The organism is Halomonas sp. V046, from assembly GCF_052645355.1.
Genome location: NZ_JBQXYF010000010.1, coordinates 88,913 through 105,379 on the forward strand (window position 1 = coordinate 88,913; position 16,467 = coordinate 105,379).

General features: G+C 65.1%; 14 protein-coding genes and 2 pseudogenes. 2 read left to right on the top strand and 14 right to left on the bottom strand.

Annotation, left to right across the window (positions count from 1 at the left end; all coding sequences use genetic code 11):
- Positions 1–147 precede the first annotated feature (147 nt).
- The 5 genes and pseudogenes from ACUN9Y_RS14785 to ACUN9Y_RS14805 form a co-directional block, all read right to left on the bottom strand.
- Positions 148–1,662, bottom strand: coding sequence for a tripartite tricarboxylate transporter permease (locus ACUN9Y_RS14785; RefSeq protein WP_445461485.1), 1,515 nt, complete (start codon positions 1,660–1,662; stop codon positions 148–150).
- A gap of 4 nt (positions 1,663–1,666) precedes the next feature.
- Positions 1,667–2,170 (bottom strand): tripartite tricarboxylate transporter TctB family protein, encoded by a 504-nt coding sequence (locus tag ACUN9Y_RS14790; protein ID WP_445461486.1) that lies wholly within the window; start codon positions 2,168–2,170, stop codon positions 1,667–1,669.
- A gap of 58 nt (positions 2,171–2,228) precedes the next feature.
- A complete protein-coding gene (locus ACUN9Y_RS14795; protein WP_445461487.1) occupies positions 2,229–3,245 on the bottom strand; it encodes a Bug family tripartite tricarboxylate transporter substrate binding protein in 1,017 nt (338 codons plus the stop codon).
- Between the two features lie 133 nt (positions 3,246–3,378).
- On the bottom strand, positions 3,379–4,038 hold the full coding sequence (locus ACUN9Y_RS14800) for an Ldh family oxidoreductase (RefSeq protein ID WP_445461488.1): 660 nt from the start codon (positions 4,036–4,038) through the stop codon (positions 3,379–3,381).
- Positions 4,039–4,087: 49 nt separating this feature from the next.
- Positions 4,088–4,408: pseudogene (locus ACUN9Y_RS14805) on the bottom strand (Ldh family oxidoreductase); the annotation flags it as partial.
- A gap of 370 nt (positions 4,409–4,778) precedes the next feature.
- Here ACUN9Y_RS14805 and ACUN9Y_RS14810 point away from each other — a divergent pair.
- Positions 4,779–5,072: pseudogene (locus tag ACUN9Y_RS14810) on the top strand (NIPSNAP family protein); the annotation flags it as partial.
- 76 nt (positions 5,073–5,148) lie between these two features.
- Positions 5,149–6,801, top strand: a complete 1,653-nt coding sequence (locus ACUN9Y_RS14815; RefSeq protein ID WP_445461489.1) for a thiamine pyrophosphate-binding protein — start codon at positions 5,149–5,151, stop codon at positions 6,799–6,801.
- A gap of 98 nt (positions 6,802–6,899) precedes the next feature.
- Here ACUN9Y_RS14815 and ACUN9Y_RS14820 read toward each other — a convergent pair whose 3' ends face one another.
- The 9 genes from ACUN9Y_RS14820 to ACUN9Y_RS14860 all read right to left on the bottom strand — a co-directional run bounded on the left by ACUN9Y_RS14820 (position 6,900) and on the right by ACUN9Y_RS14860 (position 16,298).
- A complete protein-coding gene (locus ACUN9Y_RS14820; RefSeq protein ID WP_445461490.1) occupies positions 6,900–7,799 on the bottom strand; it encodes an alpha/beta hydrolase fold domain-containing protein in 900 nt (299 codons plus the stop codon).
- Between the two features lie 209 nt (positions 7,800–8,008).
- Positions 8,009–9,445, bottom strand: coding sequence for an amidase (locus ACUN9Y_RS14825; protein WP_445461491.1), 1,437 nt, complete (start codon positions 9,443–9,445; stop codon positions 8,009–8,011).
- Positions 9,442–10,740: a Zn-dependent hydrolase gene (locus ACUN9Y_RS14830; RefSeq protein ID WP_445461492.1), complete on the bottom strand. Its 1,299-nt coding sequence runs from the start codon at positions 10,738–10,740 to the stop codon at positions 9,442–9,444. The genes ACUN9Y_RS14825 and ACUN9Y_RS14830 overlap by 4 nt, the downstream gene beginning before the upstream one ends.
- A gap of 44 nt (positions 10,741–10,784) precedes the next feature.
- Positions 10,785–11,480, bottom strand: a complete 696-nt coding sequence (locus ACUN9Y_RS14835; protein WP_445461493.1) for an ABC transporter ATP-binding protein — start codon at positions 11,478–11,480, stop codon at positions 10,785–10,787.
- Positions 11,480–12,235, bottom strand: coding sequence for an ABC transporter ATP-binding protein (locus ACUN9Y_RS14840; RefSeq protein WP_445461494.1), 756 nt, complete (start codon positions 12,233–12,235; stop codon positions 11,480–11,482). Before ACUN9Y_RS14840 ends, ACUN9Y_RS14835 begins: the two co-directional genes overlap by 1 nt.
- On the bottom strand, positions 12,225–13,265 hold the full coding sequence (locus ACUN9Y_RS14845) for a branched-chain amino acid ABC transporter permease (RefSeq protein WP_445461495.1): 1,041 nt from the start codon (positions 13,263–13,265) through the stop codon (positions 12,225–12,227). The genes ACUN9Y_RS14840 and ACUN9Y_RS14845 overlap by 11 nt, the downstream gene beginning before the upstream one ends.
- 1 nt (position 13,266) lies before the next feature.
- On the bottom strand, positions 13,267–14,127 hold the full coding sequence (locus tag ACUN9Y_RS14850) for a branched-chain amino acid ABC transporter permease (protein ID WP_445461496.1): 861 nt from the start codon (positions 14,125–14,127) through the stop codon (positions 13,267–13,269).
- Between the two features lie 60 nt (positions 14,128–14,187).
- Complete coding sequence (locus ACUN9Y_RS14855; RefSeq protein WP_445461497.1) at positions 14,188–15,357, bottom strand: ABC transporter substrate-binding protein; 1,170 nt, start codon at positions 15,355–15,357, stop codon at positions 14,188–14,190.
- A 161-nt stretch (positions 15,358–15,518) separates the two neighbouring features.
- A complete protein-coding gene (locus tag ACUN9Y_RS14860) occupies positions 15,519–16,298 on the bottom strand; it encodes a FadR/GntR family transcriptional regulator (RefSeq protein WP_445461498.1) in 780 nt (259 codons plus the stop codon).
- Between the last annotated feature and the right edge of the window lie 169 nt (positions 16,299–16,467).

Consider the following 16,467-nt stretch of genomic DNA (forward strand, 5'->3'; position numbering starts at 1 on the left):
GTGTTGTCATTGGGAGCGCCCCCTCGATACGCAGCCAGGTGTTGTCGTTGGGTGCGATTCCTCGATACGCAGCCAGGCGTTGTCACGCCTGGCTGCAGCGAAGTTCATGACGGGAAACTCAGGCGCGAGGTTCCCGGCCCAGGACGGTCACGCGGGCTGTTGCGCCTGGGGCTTGCGGATCACCATGAAGTAGTAGAACACCGCCGTGAGAGCGATAAAGAACAGGCTGTCGAAGCTGGTGAAGAAGATCATCGGGCTGCCATCGGAGATCGACAGCGAGCGCCGACAATACTCTTCAAGGCTAGGCCCGAGCACGAAGCCCAGCAGCAAGCAGGCGATCGGATAGCCGTTGCGCCGCATGGCAAACGCCAGCACCCCGAACAGCAGCGCCAAGGCCATCTGGAAGATCGAGTAGGTGGCGACGTAACAGCCCACCAGGGCCACCACGGCGATACTCGCATAGAGAACGTCGCGACGGATCGACACGATCCGCACGAAGTACGGCCCCAGCAGGTATAGCGTCAACGGCACCAGTATCAAGGCGCTGACCATCAAGGCCGCAAACATCGGCGCCACCAGCGCCATCTGGGTATCGAGGAACTGAGGACCCGGCTGCAGGCCATTGATCACCAGCACGCCGAGGACGATCGCGGTGGTCGGGTCCCCGGGAATCCCGAACGACAGCATCGGCACGAAGGCACCGCTGCACATGGCGTTGTTGGCGCCCTCTGCGGCGGCGATGCCTTCCACCGAGCCCTTGCCGTAGCGTTCCGGATGCTTGGAGCTGCGCATCGATTCGGCGTAGGCGACGAAGGCCGCCATGGAACCGCCGGCCCCGGGCAGCACGCCCACGGCGTAGCCGATCATCGCCGTCTTGATGTAGCGATAGACACCGATCTCGCGAATCTCGGAAAGCGGCGGAATGAAGTCCCGGCGGCGAATGGCCGCGGCCTTGATGTCGTCACGATCCACGGTGCGGTCGGCCTTGTTCTGAGCCTGCACCAGCAATTCGCTGACGGCGAAGGCGCCGATGACCAAGGGCATGATATCGATGCCCTGCATCAGCACGCCGGTGCCGAAGGTGAAGCGCGTGATGGGCTGCATCACGTCGATGCCTACCGTGGCAACCATGATCCCGAGCGTCGTCGCCACCAGTCCCTTGGGGATGGAATCCCGCTGGGAGATGACGATCACGATCAGGGCGAAGGCGATCAACGAGAACTTGCCTGGCGTTCGGATCAATAGCGCCGCGTCGGTGGCCAGCGGCGCCATCACCATCAGCAGGAGGGCACCGATCGCACCACCGATCATCGACGCCAGCGCCGCATGGCCCAAGGCCTTGGCGCCCTCGCCACGCTGCTGCATGGGATAGCCTTCGATGGCCGTCATCATCGACGCCGGCGCCCCGGGTATGTTGATGGTGGTGGCGGTGATACTGCCACTGCACATCCCGGCCATGAAGATGCTGGCACAGGCTACCAGGGCGGCGGTCACGTCCAGGCTATAGGTCATGGGCAGCAACAGCGCGATGGCCAGCATCGAGGTCAACCCCGGCACGGCGCCGAAGAAGGTACCGATCAAGTAGCCACCGATCATATAGGCGAAGATTTCCGGCTGTGCCAAGGCGGCGAAGCCACCCATCAGGTCGGAGAAGTATTCCATGGCGTCACATCCAGGGGGTCGGCAGACGAACCTGGAACACCAGCTCGAAGAGCCCATATCCCAGCACGGTTATCGCGACGGCAATGGCCAATCGGGCCAGGTGTGCCTTGGCACCCCGGCTCGACCGCCCGAACACCATCATCACGAGATAGGCGTAGACCAGCGTCGATAGCGAATAGCCGAGCGACGAGAAAGCCGCAATGTACCCCGCGGTGAGTACCACAATGGCGAAGGGCCCAAACGCCGAGACACCCGCGTTGCCCGCGGCCGGTTCGCCTTCTTCCGCGTCGCGCTCGACAGCCTCACCGCCGCGCAGGTCGCGCAGCACGGCGCAACCGAGCGCGGCATACATCACCACGCACAGCAGCAGAGGAAAGAAGGATGCGGTCACGCTACCCCGACTGATCGGTGCGCCGATGGCCAGCGCCTGCCACAGGTAGACGGTCGTGATCGCGGCCAGCAGGCCAGGGACGAGCCACTTCCCTCCGAGTAAAGACAGTATTTTCATGGCTTTACCTCCTGAAAAAAGGGAGAGACCCCGCCGCCGAGCGGCGGCGGAGTGCGGATCACTGAAGCACGCCCTCGTCCTTCAGATCATCCATCCGCGCGAACAGGCCTTCCTGGGTCTGTTCGGCCCACTGGGTCACCTCCTCGGCGCCCAGCCAGTTCGGCGTCACGCCCACCTGAACCAGCCAGTCCTGGAACTCCTCGCTCTCGTACGCTTGCTGATAGGCCTGCTCGAGCTTGTCGACCACGTCCTGGGGCAGCCCCTTGGGACCCGCCAGGACCACGAAACTGCCCATCTCGATATCGAGGTCCTTTGCGCTTGCCGGCGGCACGTCGGGGAAGGAGGCGCTCTGGGTATCGGTGAACTCGATCAGCCCCCTGGCATCGCCGGCGGAGATCAGTGACTCGAAGTCGCCGAGGCTGGTCAGGGCAAAGTCGACTTCGCCATTGAGCAGCGCCTCTTTCTGCGGTGCAGCGCCGCCGGGATAGGACACGACCTTGAACTCGACATCGGCCTGGTCCTGGAGCTGGAGCAGCGTCAGGTGGGTGCGCGACCCCATGTTCTGGATCCCGGCACGGATGCTGCCAGGCTCGGCCTTGGCCGCCGCGATCAGGTCTTCATAGCTCTGATAGGGTGAATCGTCGGGCACCACCACGGAATCCGGCTCGCTGGTGATTCGCGCGATCAGCGACAGCTTGTCGATATCGTAACCCGACAGCATGCCTTGCCAAGGCACGGTCACCACGCTGTCGTAGGTCAGGGCGACCAGGTTGTAGCCATCCGGGCGGGCGCCCATCAGCTGCACCAGACCGTTGGCACTCATGCCGCCTTCGATGTTCTCGACGTAGATCGTGCCGGGCAGGGCGTCCTCTGCCAGATTCGAAATCTTGCGCACGATGCCGTCGGTGCCACCACCGGCACCCCAGGGTACGATCATGCGGATATCCTGGGCCGGATAGTCCGCCGCGCTTGCCGTATTCACCGCCACGACCAGCGCACCGACGGCGCCCAGGGTGGTCTTCAAGGTAGTGCTGGCGACGGCCTTGGCCGAGATGTTCGCTTGAGTCTTCAACATGGTGATACTCCCGCTTAGCGTTGTTTTAGGGCATCGCCCGAGCCGTGGCACAGGCGATAGGGACAACCTTGGTTACGCTGTAGTTGTGGTGATCGTCGTTCACTTTCCGGCGCAATGGACGCCGACCGAGTGCCTAGCGCTCGGCCAGGGCCACGACCTCTTTCCAGGTGGCATCGTCCACCTCGACAACGCCGCTTGCGTCCAGTCGGCGGTGCTCGAAGGTCGATTTTCCTGGCCAGCGAACGGCCTGTCCTCGCTCGTCTGGCCGAGCGGCGGCCAGGTGGTCGGTCAGCTCGGCGAGCATCGCTTCACAGGCGTCTTGGCCGCCGAGGTGATCGGGGTCGAAGACCATAAACACTTGGCTGCAGCCGGTACCGCTGCCACGCTGGACCCGGTCGATACGAGTGCTGGTCCGTCCTTGTGACAACAGGGCCGCGAGGGCATCGAGCAGGATCGACAGGCCTGAGCCTTTCCAGTAGCCGGTGGGCAGCAAGCGCCGCGTCGCGGCGATGGCGGCAGGGTCACGAGACAGCTGGCCATGCTCGTCGAAGCCACCATCCACCGGCAGCGCTTCGCCACGCTGCTGCGCCGTGGTCAGCCGTCCGTAGGAGAACTGGGACATGGCCATGTCCAGCACCAGCGGCGTCTGGAGCGACGGCACGGCCATGACCAGAGGGTTGTTGCCGATGCTCTGCTGGGCCGCCCCCCAGGCCGGCATGCAGGATTCGGTGTTGGTCCACAGGATGGCGGCGAAGCCTCGTTCGGCGGCTTGCCATCCGTAGGTCCCCCCCACGCATCCAATGGGTGGTATTACGCACCGCCACCAGCCCCATGCCATGCTCCCGCGCCAGTGCCATGGCCCGGTCGGTGGCGGCCACCGCATTCTTCACCCCGATGCCACAGCCGCCGTCATAGACCTCGAGCGCCCCCAGCGCCGTCACCGGCACCAGCGTCGCATGGATATCCACCCAGCCCCGGGTCACGTAGTCGACGAACCTGGCGATACGCCCGATGCCGTGAGAGGCGACGCCATCCCGCGTGCTCTCGGCATGGACGCGAGCGCACTGTTCGGCATCCTTGGCCGCCAGCCCCGCTTTCAGCAGGGCCTGCTCCAACGTGGCGACAAGGTCGACAAAGGCGATAGCGGGCATGGGGCCTCTCATCGGCGAAATAAGTGGTTGCTGGTGTGCGCCTTCCTGCGACCGACGGCAGCGGCAGCATGGTCGGCGCGTGATGACCGCGGGGGCACCAGGTGGCGCATGCCGGGCGCTGCTAGCAGGCAGCTTGGCCGGGAGGACGCGAGTAGGTAATACATCATACAAATAGCTAGTGGGATCAAGAGTAGGCCTCGGGTGAAGAACGTGATATTGAACTTTAGTGGGGTCACCGGCCGCCGGCGCAGCGCCCCCGCCACCAAAGTCGCATAACGCTCAATTTGTATTACGTACTACAAATAGATTGGCCCCGACGCCCGGCTCGCCATGCCGGCTCCTTTGCGACCGGGCCGCGGCGACCGCCATTCAGGAGCCCCTAATGCGGGTTGATCTACGCACCGGCACCATGGCGCTCGACCGCGGAAATGCCGTCCTCGCGCTCTGCGAGCGCCGGCCGACCCACCAGAAGCCTGTCGGTGAGCCGATCGGCCATGGCGTCGCCGCACCAGGCACACGCCCCTCGGTTATTCACCTACCGGGCGACAAGACTGCCGCCGGCCGCGAGCGGTACCGCACAACGATGGAACAGGCCCCCGGCTGGATCGCCTATCGTAAGGAGAGTGCCGAGGCGGGCAACGTGCAACACCAGCCCAACAAGCCCATTCGCTCGATACGCTTCTCACCGCTGCAAGTCGTCTCTGCCGATCGCGCCCACGGCCATCGAATTCATGTTCCAGGAAGAGCACTCCATGACAGACGAGACCCACCAACACGGCGGCCAGGTTCTGGTCGCTTCGCTGAAGGCCCAAGGCGTCGATCGCGCCTTCTGCATTCCCGGCGAGAGCTTTCTCGCTGCCCTAGATGGCCTGTACGACTCGGACATCGAGACCATTGTCGCCCGTCACGAAGGCGGCGCCGCGATGATGGCCGAAGCCGACGCCAAGCTCACCGGCCGCCCCGGCATCGCCTTCGTCACCCGTGGTCCCGGCGCCACCAATGCCTCGAGCGGCGTCCACGTCGCCTTCCAGGACTCCACGCCGATGATCCTGTTCGTTGGCCAGGTCGCCCGCGACCAGCGCGACCGCGAAGCCTTTCAGGAAGTGGACTACGGCGCCATGTTCGCGCCCCTGGCAAAGTGGGTGGCGACCATCGATCGCGTCGAACGCATTCCCGAATACGTCAGCCACGCCTTCCACGTGGCGCAGAGCGGGCGTCCGGGGCCGGTGGTGCTGGCCCTGCCGGAAGACATGCTGTCCTCGCCCTGCTCTGCCCGGCCGGTGGCCCAGGCGGTCGTGCCCAGCGGCGAGGCATCAAGCGGCGACGTCGGCGCCATCATCACGCGCCTGTCCCAGGCCGAGCGCCCTCTGGTCATCGTCGGCGGCGGCGGTTGGTCGGCCGAAGCCTGCCAGGCGCTGGCGCGCTTCGCCGAGATCTGCGAGGTGCCGGTCGGGGCCTCGTTTCGCTGTCAGGACTACCTCGACAATCGCCATCCCAACTACGTCGGCGACATCGGCATTGGCATCAACCCGGCACTGGCGCAACGGGTTCGCGACGCCGATGTCATCCTCGCCCTCGGCGCGCGCCTTGGCGAGATGACGACCAGCGGCTATACCCTGCTCACCCCACCAGTGCCGGAGCAATGCCTGATCCACGTGCATGCCGACCCCAGCGAAATCGGCCGGGTCTATCGCCCTGAGCTTGCAGTGGTGGCCCGGGCCGGTGTCCTGGTCAAGCAGCTGGCGAGTCGCGCCGAGGCTCCTCGCGTGGCACGCCGCGACTGGGTCGCCAAGGCGCGTGCAGACTTCGATACCTGGCAGCAGCTCGAAGCCACGCCAGGGGCGCTGCGCATGGAAAATGTCGTCAACCATCTCAACCAGGCGCTGCCCGATGACGCCATCCTGACCAACGGTGCCGGAAACTACTCGGCCTGGCTGCACCGCTACTACCGCTACCGGGGCTGGCGCACCCAGCTCGCCCCGACCTCCGGCTCCATGGGCTATGGCCTGCCCGCGGCCGTGGCCGCCAAGCTGCGCTACCCCCAGCGTGAGGTGATTTGCCTGGCCGGCGACGGCTGCTTCCAGATGGTGTCCCAGGAGTTCGGCACCGCCTGCCAGTACGGCGCCAACCTGATCGTGCTGATCTCCAACAACGGCATGTACGGCACCATCCGCATGCACCAGCAGCGCAAGTATCCGCAGCGTCCCTCGGCCACCGACATGGTCAACCCTGACTTCGCCGCCCTGGCCCGCGCCTATGGCGCCTTCGGTGCCGTCGTCACCCGGGATGACGAGTTTCCCGAGGCCCTCGCGCAGGCTCGTCGGGCCGGCACACCGGCGATCATCGAGCTACGCATCGACCGCGAGGCGCTCGCCCCGCGGCTGCGCCTGGAGCAAGAAGCTTGAGGCACCACCGCAACGCCACCGACGGCGCCGAAAGGCCGACGAGGCGAGTCAAGGCGCCGTGATATGAGGCGGGTCAAGGCGCCGTAATACGAGGCGGGTCAAGGCGCCGTAATGCGAGGCGCCAATTGGCGCTCGAGGAAGTCGGTAGCGGCGTCCATGGCCCCTGCGCGGGTCAGAAACGCCGTAATATGGCCACGCAAGCGCTGCACATAGAGCTCGCTGTCGACGCCTTGCGCCTTGAGCTCGGCATAGAAGTCTTCGGCGTGATCCAGCGGCACCAGCGAGTCCCAGCCACCATGAAACAGGAAGAACGGCGGGGCCCCGGGATGGACGTGATTCACCGGCGACGCCAGCCGGTACCGATCGGGCACCTGGGCCCGGGTGCCGCCCAGCAGTTGCTTCACCAACCGGCCATCGTCGAACTTCATCAGGTCGGTGGGCGTGCCGCCGGCAACGACCGCCGCCAGACGCGTATCGTCGCCACCATAGGGGCGATCCAATTCCTCGCCTTGCCCGGCGATCAGCGCCAGCAGGCTGACCGAGTGGGCGCCCGAGGAGTACCCCACCCCGGCGATGCGCGAGGTATCGATGCGCCACGGCTCGGCATGGCGATGGATCCAGTGCATCGCCTGCTGCAGGTCCTGAATGCGAGCCGGGAAGCGGTACTCCGGTGCGAAGCGGTAGTCGACATTGATGGCGACGAAGCCATGACTCGCCAGGCGCTCGGCGACCGCGGCCATGTCGGTCCGACTGCGCCCCTCCCAACCACCGCCGTGAACCACCAGCGCCGCAGGCCGAAGCCCCGGCGTATCGGGCAGATAGACATCGGCCCGTAGCGACTCGGGCCAGTCATCCGGTGAGTAGCGCAGGTCTTCCCGCAGGACGAAATCGGCGTCATCCGGCCAACCGGGCGACGCCTGTCGGGAAGGCGCATCGAGGTGGCTAGCGCAGCCACCCAGCGTAAACAACACGACCAGCAGTCCCAGGACCAAGCGCATGACGGCTCCCCGTTTGGCGGCATCGACAACCTCGTATTGCCCAGGGTATACGCGCCGTCGACCGCTATGGATGCGCCGACGTCACCCGCCATCGCCCACCGCATGCGCCGATTCGCGACACGGCGTTGTGGCCACCATGCACCGAACCATAGACAGTGAGATCAGCAAGGCGATGCCCTGCTGGCAATACAGCGAAAGGCGGCCAACGGCTAGGTCATCGCCGGCGGCGTCAGTCGCGGCAGCCGCGCTTGCAGCAGCTGGGCCGCCTGCATCACCTTGTCGTCGCGAAATTTTGGCCCTACCAGGTGCAGGCCCACCGGTAACCCTCTGTCATCCAAGCCGCACGGCAGCGAAGCCGCCGGCTGTTGAGTGAGGTTGAAGGGGTAGCTGAACGGTGTCCATTCCATCCACTCACGATAAGGCCCGCCAGGCGGCACGTTGTGGCCGACGGCGAAGGGACCGATCGGCAGCGTCGGGGTGATCAACAGGTCGTAGCGCCGATGAAACTCGGCCATGGACGCGGTCAGCTCGGCACGATGACGCCTGGCCGCCAGGTACGCACTGAGCGAGACCTCCGCCCCACGCCTGGCGATATCCAGAAAGCCGGGATCCAGCGCGGCCTGCTGTTCTTCATCGAGTCCCTCCACCACCTGGGACGCCCCGGCAAACCACAGCGTGTTGAACGTCTCCAGCGGATCGCTGAACCCGGGGTCCACCCAGTCGATACGGGCGCCAAGGGCCTCCAGCTGTGCTGCGGCCTCCACCACGCGGGCGCGGATGTCGGGGGCAACCTCCACGTAGCCCAGGTCCAGACTCACGGCGATTCGCCAGCCTTCGAGATTCGCCGGCGCCGGCGCGCGCCAATCGAGCCGACAGGGCGCCCCCAGGTAGCCGTCGCGGCCATCAGGTTGGGCCAGTACGCTCATCATCAGCGCACTGTCTTCGACGCTACGGGTCATCGGGCCCAGATGAGACAACGTGCTCATGGCACTCGCCGGCCACTGCGGGACCCAACCGAAGGTCGGCTTGATGCCGAAGGTTCCGGTGAAACTGCAGGGAATGCGGATCGACCCCCCGGCATCGCTGCCCTGGTGCAGCATGCCGAGGTTCAATGCCGCCGCCGCGCCGGCACCGCCCGACGAACCGCCGGGGGTCAGCTCGGTGTCCCAGGGATTGCGGGCGATACCGTGCAGTGGGTTGTCGGTCACGCCCTTCCACCCAAACTCGGGCGACAGGGTCTTGCCGACAACGATGGCCCCGGCATCGCGAAGCCACTGACTGATCGGCGCATCCACCTCGGCGCTCGCATTGGGGTCGGTGGTGCGCGACCCCAGGCGGGTCGGCATGCCTCGTGTCAGGGTCAGGTCCTTGATGGTGACCGGCACGCCATCCAGCGGGCCCTTGGGGGCCCCCGCTCGCCAGCGCCGGGTGGATGCCTCGGCGGCCTCCAAGACCTCATCTGCGCCAACATGGGAAAACGCATTGACCCGCGGATTATCACGCGCGATGCGCTCCAGGCAATCCTCGATCACCTGGCTCGGCGAAAGACGGCGCTGGCGATACGCCTCGAGTGCCTGGCACGCCCCCAGCTCGGCGAGTTCGGCCACCGCGCAGGAACTCGGCGCCGTGTTGTCGACCGTCTTCATGCCGGCTCCTTGCGGTGATCGCCGCTACGCTCGACCTCGGCGGACTGGAGTATCGCGCGCAGCAGCACATTGCACCCCGCGTGCAGGTCATCGGGCGTCGCGTACTCGATTTCGTTATGACTGATTCCGCCCTCACAGGGCACAAAGATCATCGCCGCCGGCGCCACACGATTGACAAAGATGGCGTCGTGACCAGCGCCGCTGACGATATCCATATGCGAAAGCCCCAATGCTTCAGCCCCCGCTCTCACCGCTTGAACACAAGCCTCGTCGAAGGCTTCCGGCGGAAAGTCTGCCGTCGCTTCGAGCGCTGCGCCGAGCCCATGCCGCGCACAGGTCTCATCGATCGCCCGACGTAGCCCTTCCACCATGGCGTCCAACGCCTCGGGCTCGAGGTGGCGCAGATCGATGGTCATCTGTACCTGGCCGGGAATCACGTTGCGCGAGCCCGGGTGCAGGGTCATCACGCCGACGGTGCCACGGCCATGGGGAGCCGCATCGGTGGCCATCCGGTTCACGGCCACGGCGATTTCGCCGGCACCGACCAGGGCATCCTTGCGCAAGTGCATGGGCGTCGGCCCGGCGTGGGCCTCGACGCCAGTCAGGGTCAGGTCGAACCACTTCTGGCCGAGGGCACCGATCACCACGCCGAGAGTGGTATCGGTGTCCTCCAGCAGCGGCCCCTGTTCGATGTGCGCCTCGAAGTAGGCCTTCACGTCACCCGGAACGACGCTGTCGGAGCCGCGATAGCCGATGGCATCCAGCGCCTCCCCGACGCTCACACCGGTGTCGTCGCAGCGTGCCAGCATGTCGTCAAGGCCTAGCTGCCCGGCATAGACGCCGGACCCCATCATGCACGGTGGGAAGCGACAGCCCTCCTCGTTGGTCCAGGCCACCACCTCGATGGGGGCCCGGGTGACGATAGCGTGCTGATTCAAGGTACGGATCACCTCGAGCCCAGCCAGCACGCCGAAGCAGCCATCGTACTTGCCCCCGGTCGGCTGGGTATCAATATGGCTGCCGGTCATCACCACAGGCAGGCTCGCGTCGCTGCCCGGGCGGCGGGCGAAGATGTTGCCGATGGCGTCGATACGAATCTGGCAGCCTTCGGCGCGGCACCATGCGATAAAGAGATCCCGCGCCTGGCGGTCGAGATCGGTCATGGCCTGGCGATTGACGCCACCCTTGGGGGTCGCGCCCAACCGGGCGAGTTCCATCAGCGCCTGCCACAGGCGCTCCCTGTCGGTGGTCGGGGGCGTCGCGGTGGAGGCCGGGGGTACAATCGGGTGGTTCATGGCGAAATATCCTTGTCGGTGACGCTAGCGATGTCGGCGCTGCCTCAGGCGCTCAGCGCCAGATAGCGATCGCGGATGGTCGGATCCTCACGGAAGGCGTCGGCGCTGCCGGTATAGACGATCTGACCCTGCTCGAGGATGTAGTGGCGATCGGCCACCGCCTCGCAGACGCGCAGGTTCTGCTCGACCAGCAACACCGCCAGCCCCTCGCCACGGATCGCCGCGAGGATCTTGACGATCTCATCGACGATGACCGGCGCCAGCCCCTCGGTGGGCTCATCTAGCAGTAGCACCCGAGGGTCATTCAGCAGCGCCCGAGCGATGGCCAGCATCTGCTGCTCGCCGCCGGACAGGGCGTTGCCGCGATTGCGCCGCCGCTCCTTGAGCCGCGGAAACCAGCGATAGACATCCTCCATCTGCCACCGGCTACCCGCGCGGACCGCAATGCGCAGGTTCTCCTCGACGCTCAGGATGCTGAAGATGCCGCGATGCTCCGGCACCAGCGCCACGCCCTGGCGGGCGATACGAAAGCTCTCCTGCCCGAGCAGTGGTGCGCCATTCAGGCTGATGCTGCCGGCCCGGGTGTCGACCAGCCCCATGATGCTCTTGAGCGTGGTGGTCTTGCCGGCGCCGTTGCGGCCCAGCAGCGTGACGAGCTCGCCTTCCCCGACGCGGAGCGACACGCCTTCAAGCACGTGACTCTTGCCGTAGTAGCTGTGGATATTGTTCACGTCGAGCATCAGGCGGCCTCCCCCAGATATGCGTCCCTTACTCGGGCGTCGTTGCGCACCACGTCGGGCTCCCCCTCCACCAGAATCTGGCCGCGGTTCATCACCGTGATGGTGTCGCTGATCGACATCACGATGCTCATGTTGTGTTCGATGAGCAGGATGCTGTGATCCTTGCCCAGCTCACCAATCAACGAGGTCATGCTGGGGATATCGTCGATGCCCATGCCCGAGGTCGGTTCATCGAGCAGCAAGAGCCTGGGCCGCGGGCAGATGGCCATGCCGACCTCGAGGATGCGCTGCTGACCGTGGGACAGTTCGCCCGCGTCCACCTCCGCCCGGGAGGAAAGGCCCAAGCGCTCGAGGATCTCGTCGGCGCGATCCAGATGCTCACGACGCTTGTTCAGGCGCTGCCAGAAGTTGAGCGCCCGCCAGCCATCGCAGCCCTGGGCCGCCAGACGCAGGTTTTCGCGCACGCTGAGCTCCTGAAACAGGCTCGTGACCTGGAAGGAGCGGGCCATGCCGAGCTTGACCCGACCATGGGCCGGCTGCTGGGTGATGTCCCTGTCCGCCAGCAGGATGCGACCGGCGCTCGGCCGGCGCTCCCCGGTCAGACAGTGGAAGAGACTGGTCTTGCCGGCCCCGTTAGGACCGATGACGGTGTGAATGGCGCCCCGGCGAATGCTCAGGTCGACCCCATCGACCGCACGAAAGGCGCCATAGGCCAGCGCTAAGCCCTGGGTCTGAAGCAAGATGTCAGTGCTCATCGCCGCGCTCCTGCGAAGGGTGCTGGGGGGCTTTCGTGGCGTCGCCGTCACGCCGGCGTGACAACAGGCTGTTCAACCCGCCCCACAGGCCGCCACGCATGAAGATCACCACCGCGATAAGCGCAACGCCCAGCAACAGCATCCAGCGCGGCCAGATCGACGACAGCAGGTCCCCGAGCAGAACGATGGTGCCGGCGCCCAGCAACGAACCGAACAACGATCCGGTGCCGCCGATGATGGTCATGATCAGGATCTGTTCGGACATCAGCAGCTCGATATTCGACAGTGGCACGAAGTTCAGGAGCATGCCGTACAGGGCCCCTGCCAACGCCGTGATGCCGCCGGACAGCACGAACACCACGATCTTGAACAGCCGAGTGTCGTAGCCGAGCGCCGAGGCGCGCTGCTCGTTTTCGCGAATGGCGAGCAGGGTGCTGCCGAAGGGCGAATCGGTAATCCGCCGCGCCACCACGTAGATGACGGCGAACAGCGTCGCGACCAACGCGTAGAAGGCCAACGGTGAGGCGAAGCTCAGCAAGGTGGTGTCACCCACGGCCAGCGGCGGGCGTGGCACATCGAGCAAGCCGTTGTCGCCCCCGGTCCAGTCGCTCAGGGTATAGGCGAGAAAATACGCCATCTGGGTCAAGGCCAGCGTCAGCATCACGAAGTAGATACCCTTGCGACGGATGCACAACATGCCGACGGCGAAGGCCAGCCCCGCCCCCACTACCACGGCGATGACCAGGGCCGTGATCAGGCCGGCATCGAGATGGATCATGGCCAAGGCGCTGCAGTAGGCGCCGGCGCCGAAGAAGATCGCCTGGCCGAAGGACAAGAGCCCCGTATAGCCGAGCAGCAGATTGCAGGCCAGGGCCGCCATGGCAAAGATGAGGATCTCGGTCGCCAGAGTCGCCGACGGCAGTACCACCATCACCGCCAGCATGGCCAGGGTCGTCCCGGCACCGAGGCGCCCTTTCAGACGCCCGCCCCGGGGAGTAGAACGCGATGCAGCTAGGGTCTTGGTCGTCATATCACGCTCTCCCGAAGAGTCCATGAGGACGCAGCAGAATGACCACCGCCATCGCGGCATAGATCATCAGACTCGCGCCTTGCGGCCACAGCGTGGCCATCAAGCTCTGCACTACCCCTACGATCAGCCCCGCCACCAAGGCGCCACCGAAGGACCCCATGCCACCGATCACCACCACCACGAAGGCCAGCCCGAGCACCTCCGGGCCGATGAACGGATGGGCACCGCGCAAGGGGGCCGACAGCACGCCGGCCAGGCCGGCGAGCCCGACCCCCAGGGCGAAAGTGATGGAAAACAGGCGAAAGATGTTGGAGCCAAGCAGCGACACCATTTCGGTGGACTCGCTGCCCGCTCGCACCAGAGCACCGAAGCGGGTGCGCTCGAGCAGCAGCCACAGCACCACCGCGACCAGGGCACTGAAACCGATCAGAAACAGCCGATAGTAGGGGTAGGCGAAGTTGCCGACACGTACCACGCCCTGCAGCAGCTCCGGCGTGGGAATGCTCTTGCCCACCGGCCCCCAGATCATGATCGACAGCTCCTGGATGATCAGCGCGATCCCCAGGGTGACCAGAATCTGAAAGGTATGGGGCAGATGGTAGATGCGCCGGATCAGGCTGCGCTCCAGCGCCCAGGCCAGCAGAGCCACCAGCAGAGGGCCGGCGATCAGCGCCAGCCAGAAATTGCCGGTCAGCGTGACCAGGGTGTAGCAGAGGTACGAGCCCACGAGAAAGAAGGCCCCGTGGGCGAAGTTGACGAAGTTCAACAACCCGAAGATCAGCGTCAGACCCACCGATATCAGGAAATAGATCATCCCGAGTCCCAGGCCATTGAGGACCTGGAACAGATAGACGTTTAGCATGGTCCCGACTCCTGTTACGCCGGGGGTTGGCACCCCCGGCCTAGTGACGCGGTAGCCGCCTTACAGCTGGCAGGGCGAGTCGTCGGGGGCGACGAAGGACTGTCCGGCGCTGATCACGTCGGCGTAGTCGTCGGCGTTGTCCATGGCGGACTCGCCCTTGCCCAGCAACAGGTAGTAGTCCTTGATCACCTGATGGTCGGAGGCACGAATGGTCTCTTCCCCGGTGGGCCCCTGATAGGTGTAGCCCTCGAGGGCGTCGATCAGCGCAGGGCCCTCGCTGACGCCAGACGCATCGGCGACCTCGAGCATGATCCGGGTCATCGTGTAGTCCGCCGCCAGCGGATAGGTCGGGGTGATGTCATAGGCATTGCGCACCTGCTCGACCAGGTGCTGGTTGAACGGCGTATCGACCTCGTGCCAGTACTGGGCGCCAAAATAGATGCCATCGACGTTGGCCGGTCCCAGCTCCTGGAACTGGTCGAGGCCGGCCGACCACACCATGACGATATCCATCTGTTCGTTGAGGCCGAAGTTGCGCGCCTGGCGCAGGGCGTTGGACGACTGAGAACCGAAGTTCAGCAACACCAGCACGTCTGGTGAGGCGGACATCGCGTTGGTCAGATAGCCAGAGAACTCCTGCTCCTGCAGGGAGTGATAGCTGTTGCCCACGTGCTCGACGCCGGCCTCGTCGAACACCGCCTTGGCATTGTCGAGAAGGGCTTCACCGAAGACGTACTCCGGCGTAATCGTGTACCAGCGCTTGGCGTCGGGCAGCGCTTCGATCAGCGGCACCAGGGTCTCGCGGATGGCCCCGTAGGTCGGCACCGACCAGCGGAAGGTGGAGGCGTTGCACTCGCTGCCGGTCAGCTCATCGGCCCCCGCCGGAGTCATGAACACCCCTTCGGCACCGGCCACCTCCTTGCCCACCGCCAACGCGGTCGAGGACAGGGTGGCACCGTTGAACAGCCGCGCACCGTCCTGGTTGATCGCCTCTTGCACCTTGCGAATGGCGCGACCGGCATTGCCCTCGGTGTCGAGGCTGACGTAGTCGATATCGCGGCCGAGGCTTTCCCGCATTTCCTCGACGGCAAGCTCGGAGCCCATTTCGGCGTACTTGCCGTAGCTGGCGAAGGCACCGGACAGCGATTTCACGCCATAGAAGGTCAGTGGCTCCTGGTCCTGGGCCAGCGCCGGTTGGGCCAGCAGGCCGAGGGTCAGAGCAGAGAGCATAAGGGGAGTCTTGCTACGCGCAGTCATTGTTATTCCTCTTTCACGAGTGGTGCACCCTTCATTGGCGTCGGGTGGGTTTGCGCTGGCGTGATGACACGATGTTGTTGTTATGGGCCTTGCTGACGTCGACGGAACTCCTCTCGCTGGCCTTGGGTCCCGTCTCAGATACCGGCCTCCTTGAGCGAGTCCGGCGATACCAGAAACTGGTCGGTCATTTCCCCTTCCAGCGCCGACATATGGTGCTCGGCATCACACATGTGCTCGAACATCAGGTGCCGCACCGCCTCCCGATCGCCGGCCTCGAAGGCATCCATCAAGGCGATGTGGTAGCGGATATTGGCTTCATCGAAGGCGTGACGTTCCGGCTTGTAGGCCTTCTTGATCACGACCAGATCGCGAAGCAGGTCGTTGAGGAAGGTGCTCATGAAGCGCAGCAGCGGATTCGGGCAGTACTCGGCCAAGAGGTTGTGGAATTCCAGCTCGAGCATGCGGTGCTGACGCTGGCTCAACTCGTCGTCATGAGGCCGTTGGCACTGGGCGATGTTGTCCTTGAGCCTGGCACGCCCGCCTTCGTCCAAGTAGTCCATGGCCGTCACCGCGACTTCGACCTCGACCAGGCGTCGTAGCTGATAGACCTGGCTGCCATCCACGTGCTGAAAGTGCAGAAAGTTGCGCAGCGCACGACAGGCCGGATCGATCGTCACCTCCCGGATGATCGCGCCGCCTCCCGGGCCTGTTTTCAAGATCACCAGCCCTTCTACCTCGAGAACACGCAACGCCTCGCGAATCGTTCCCTTGGCGCATTCGTAGCGCTCCATCAGTGCCTTCTCGTTCGGCAGGCGATCTCCCGGTGACAGGTTTTCCATCACGATCTTCTGCTTGATGTCCTCGCAGATCAGATCTGCAAGCTTCTGCCGTCGCTGGGGGAAGGGTGTCGACACGGATCGCCTCGGCTATTTATTCGAATAAATATAACAATTAGCCTCCAGGAACGAATTGGTCAAGGATTCCCCGGCAACGTCGGCCAGCGGCCCTCCCGCAGCGGATCTCTCACAGCGGCCCCCACACAGCGGCGCTCCCGCAGCGGACCTCCCACACCGCCTAATCACG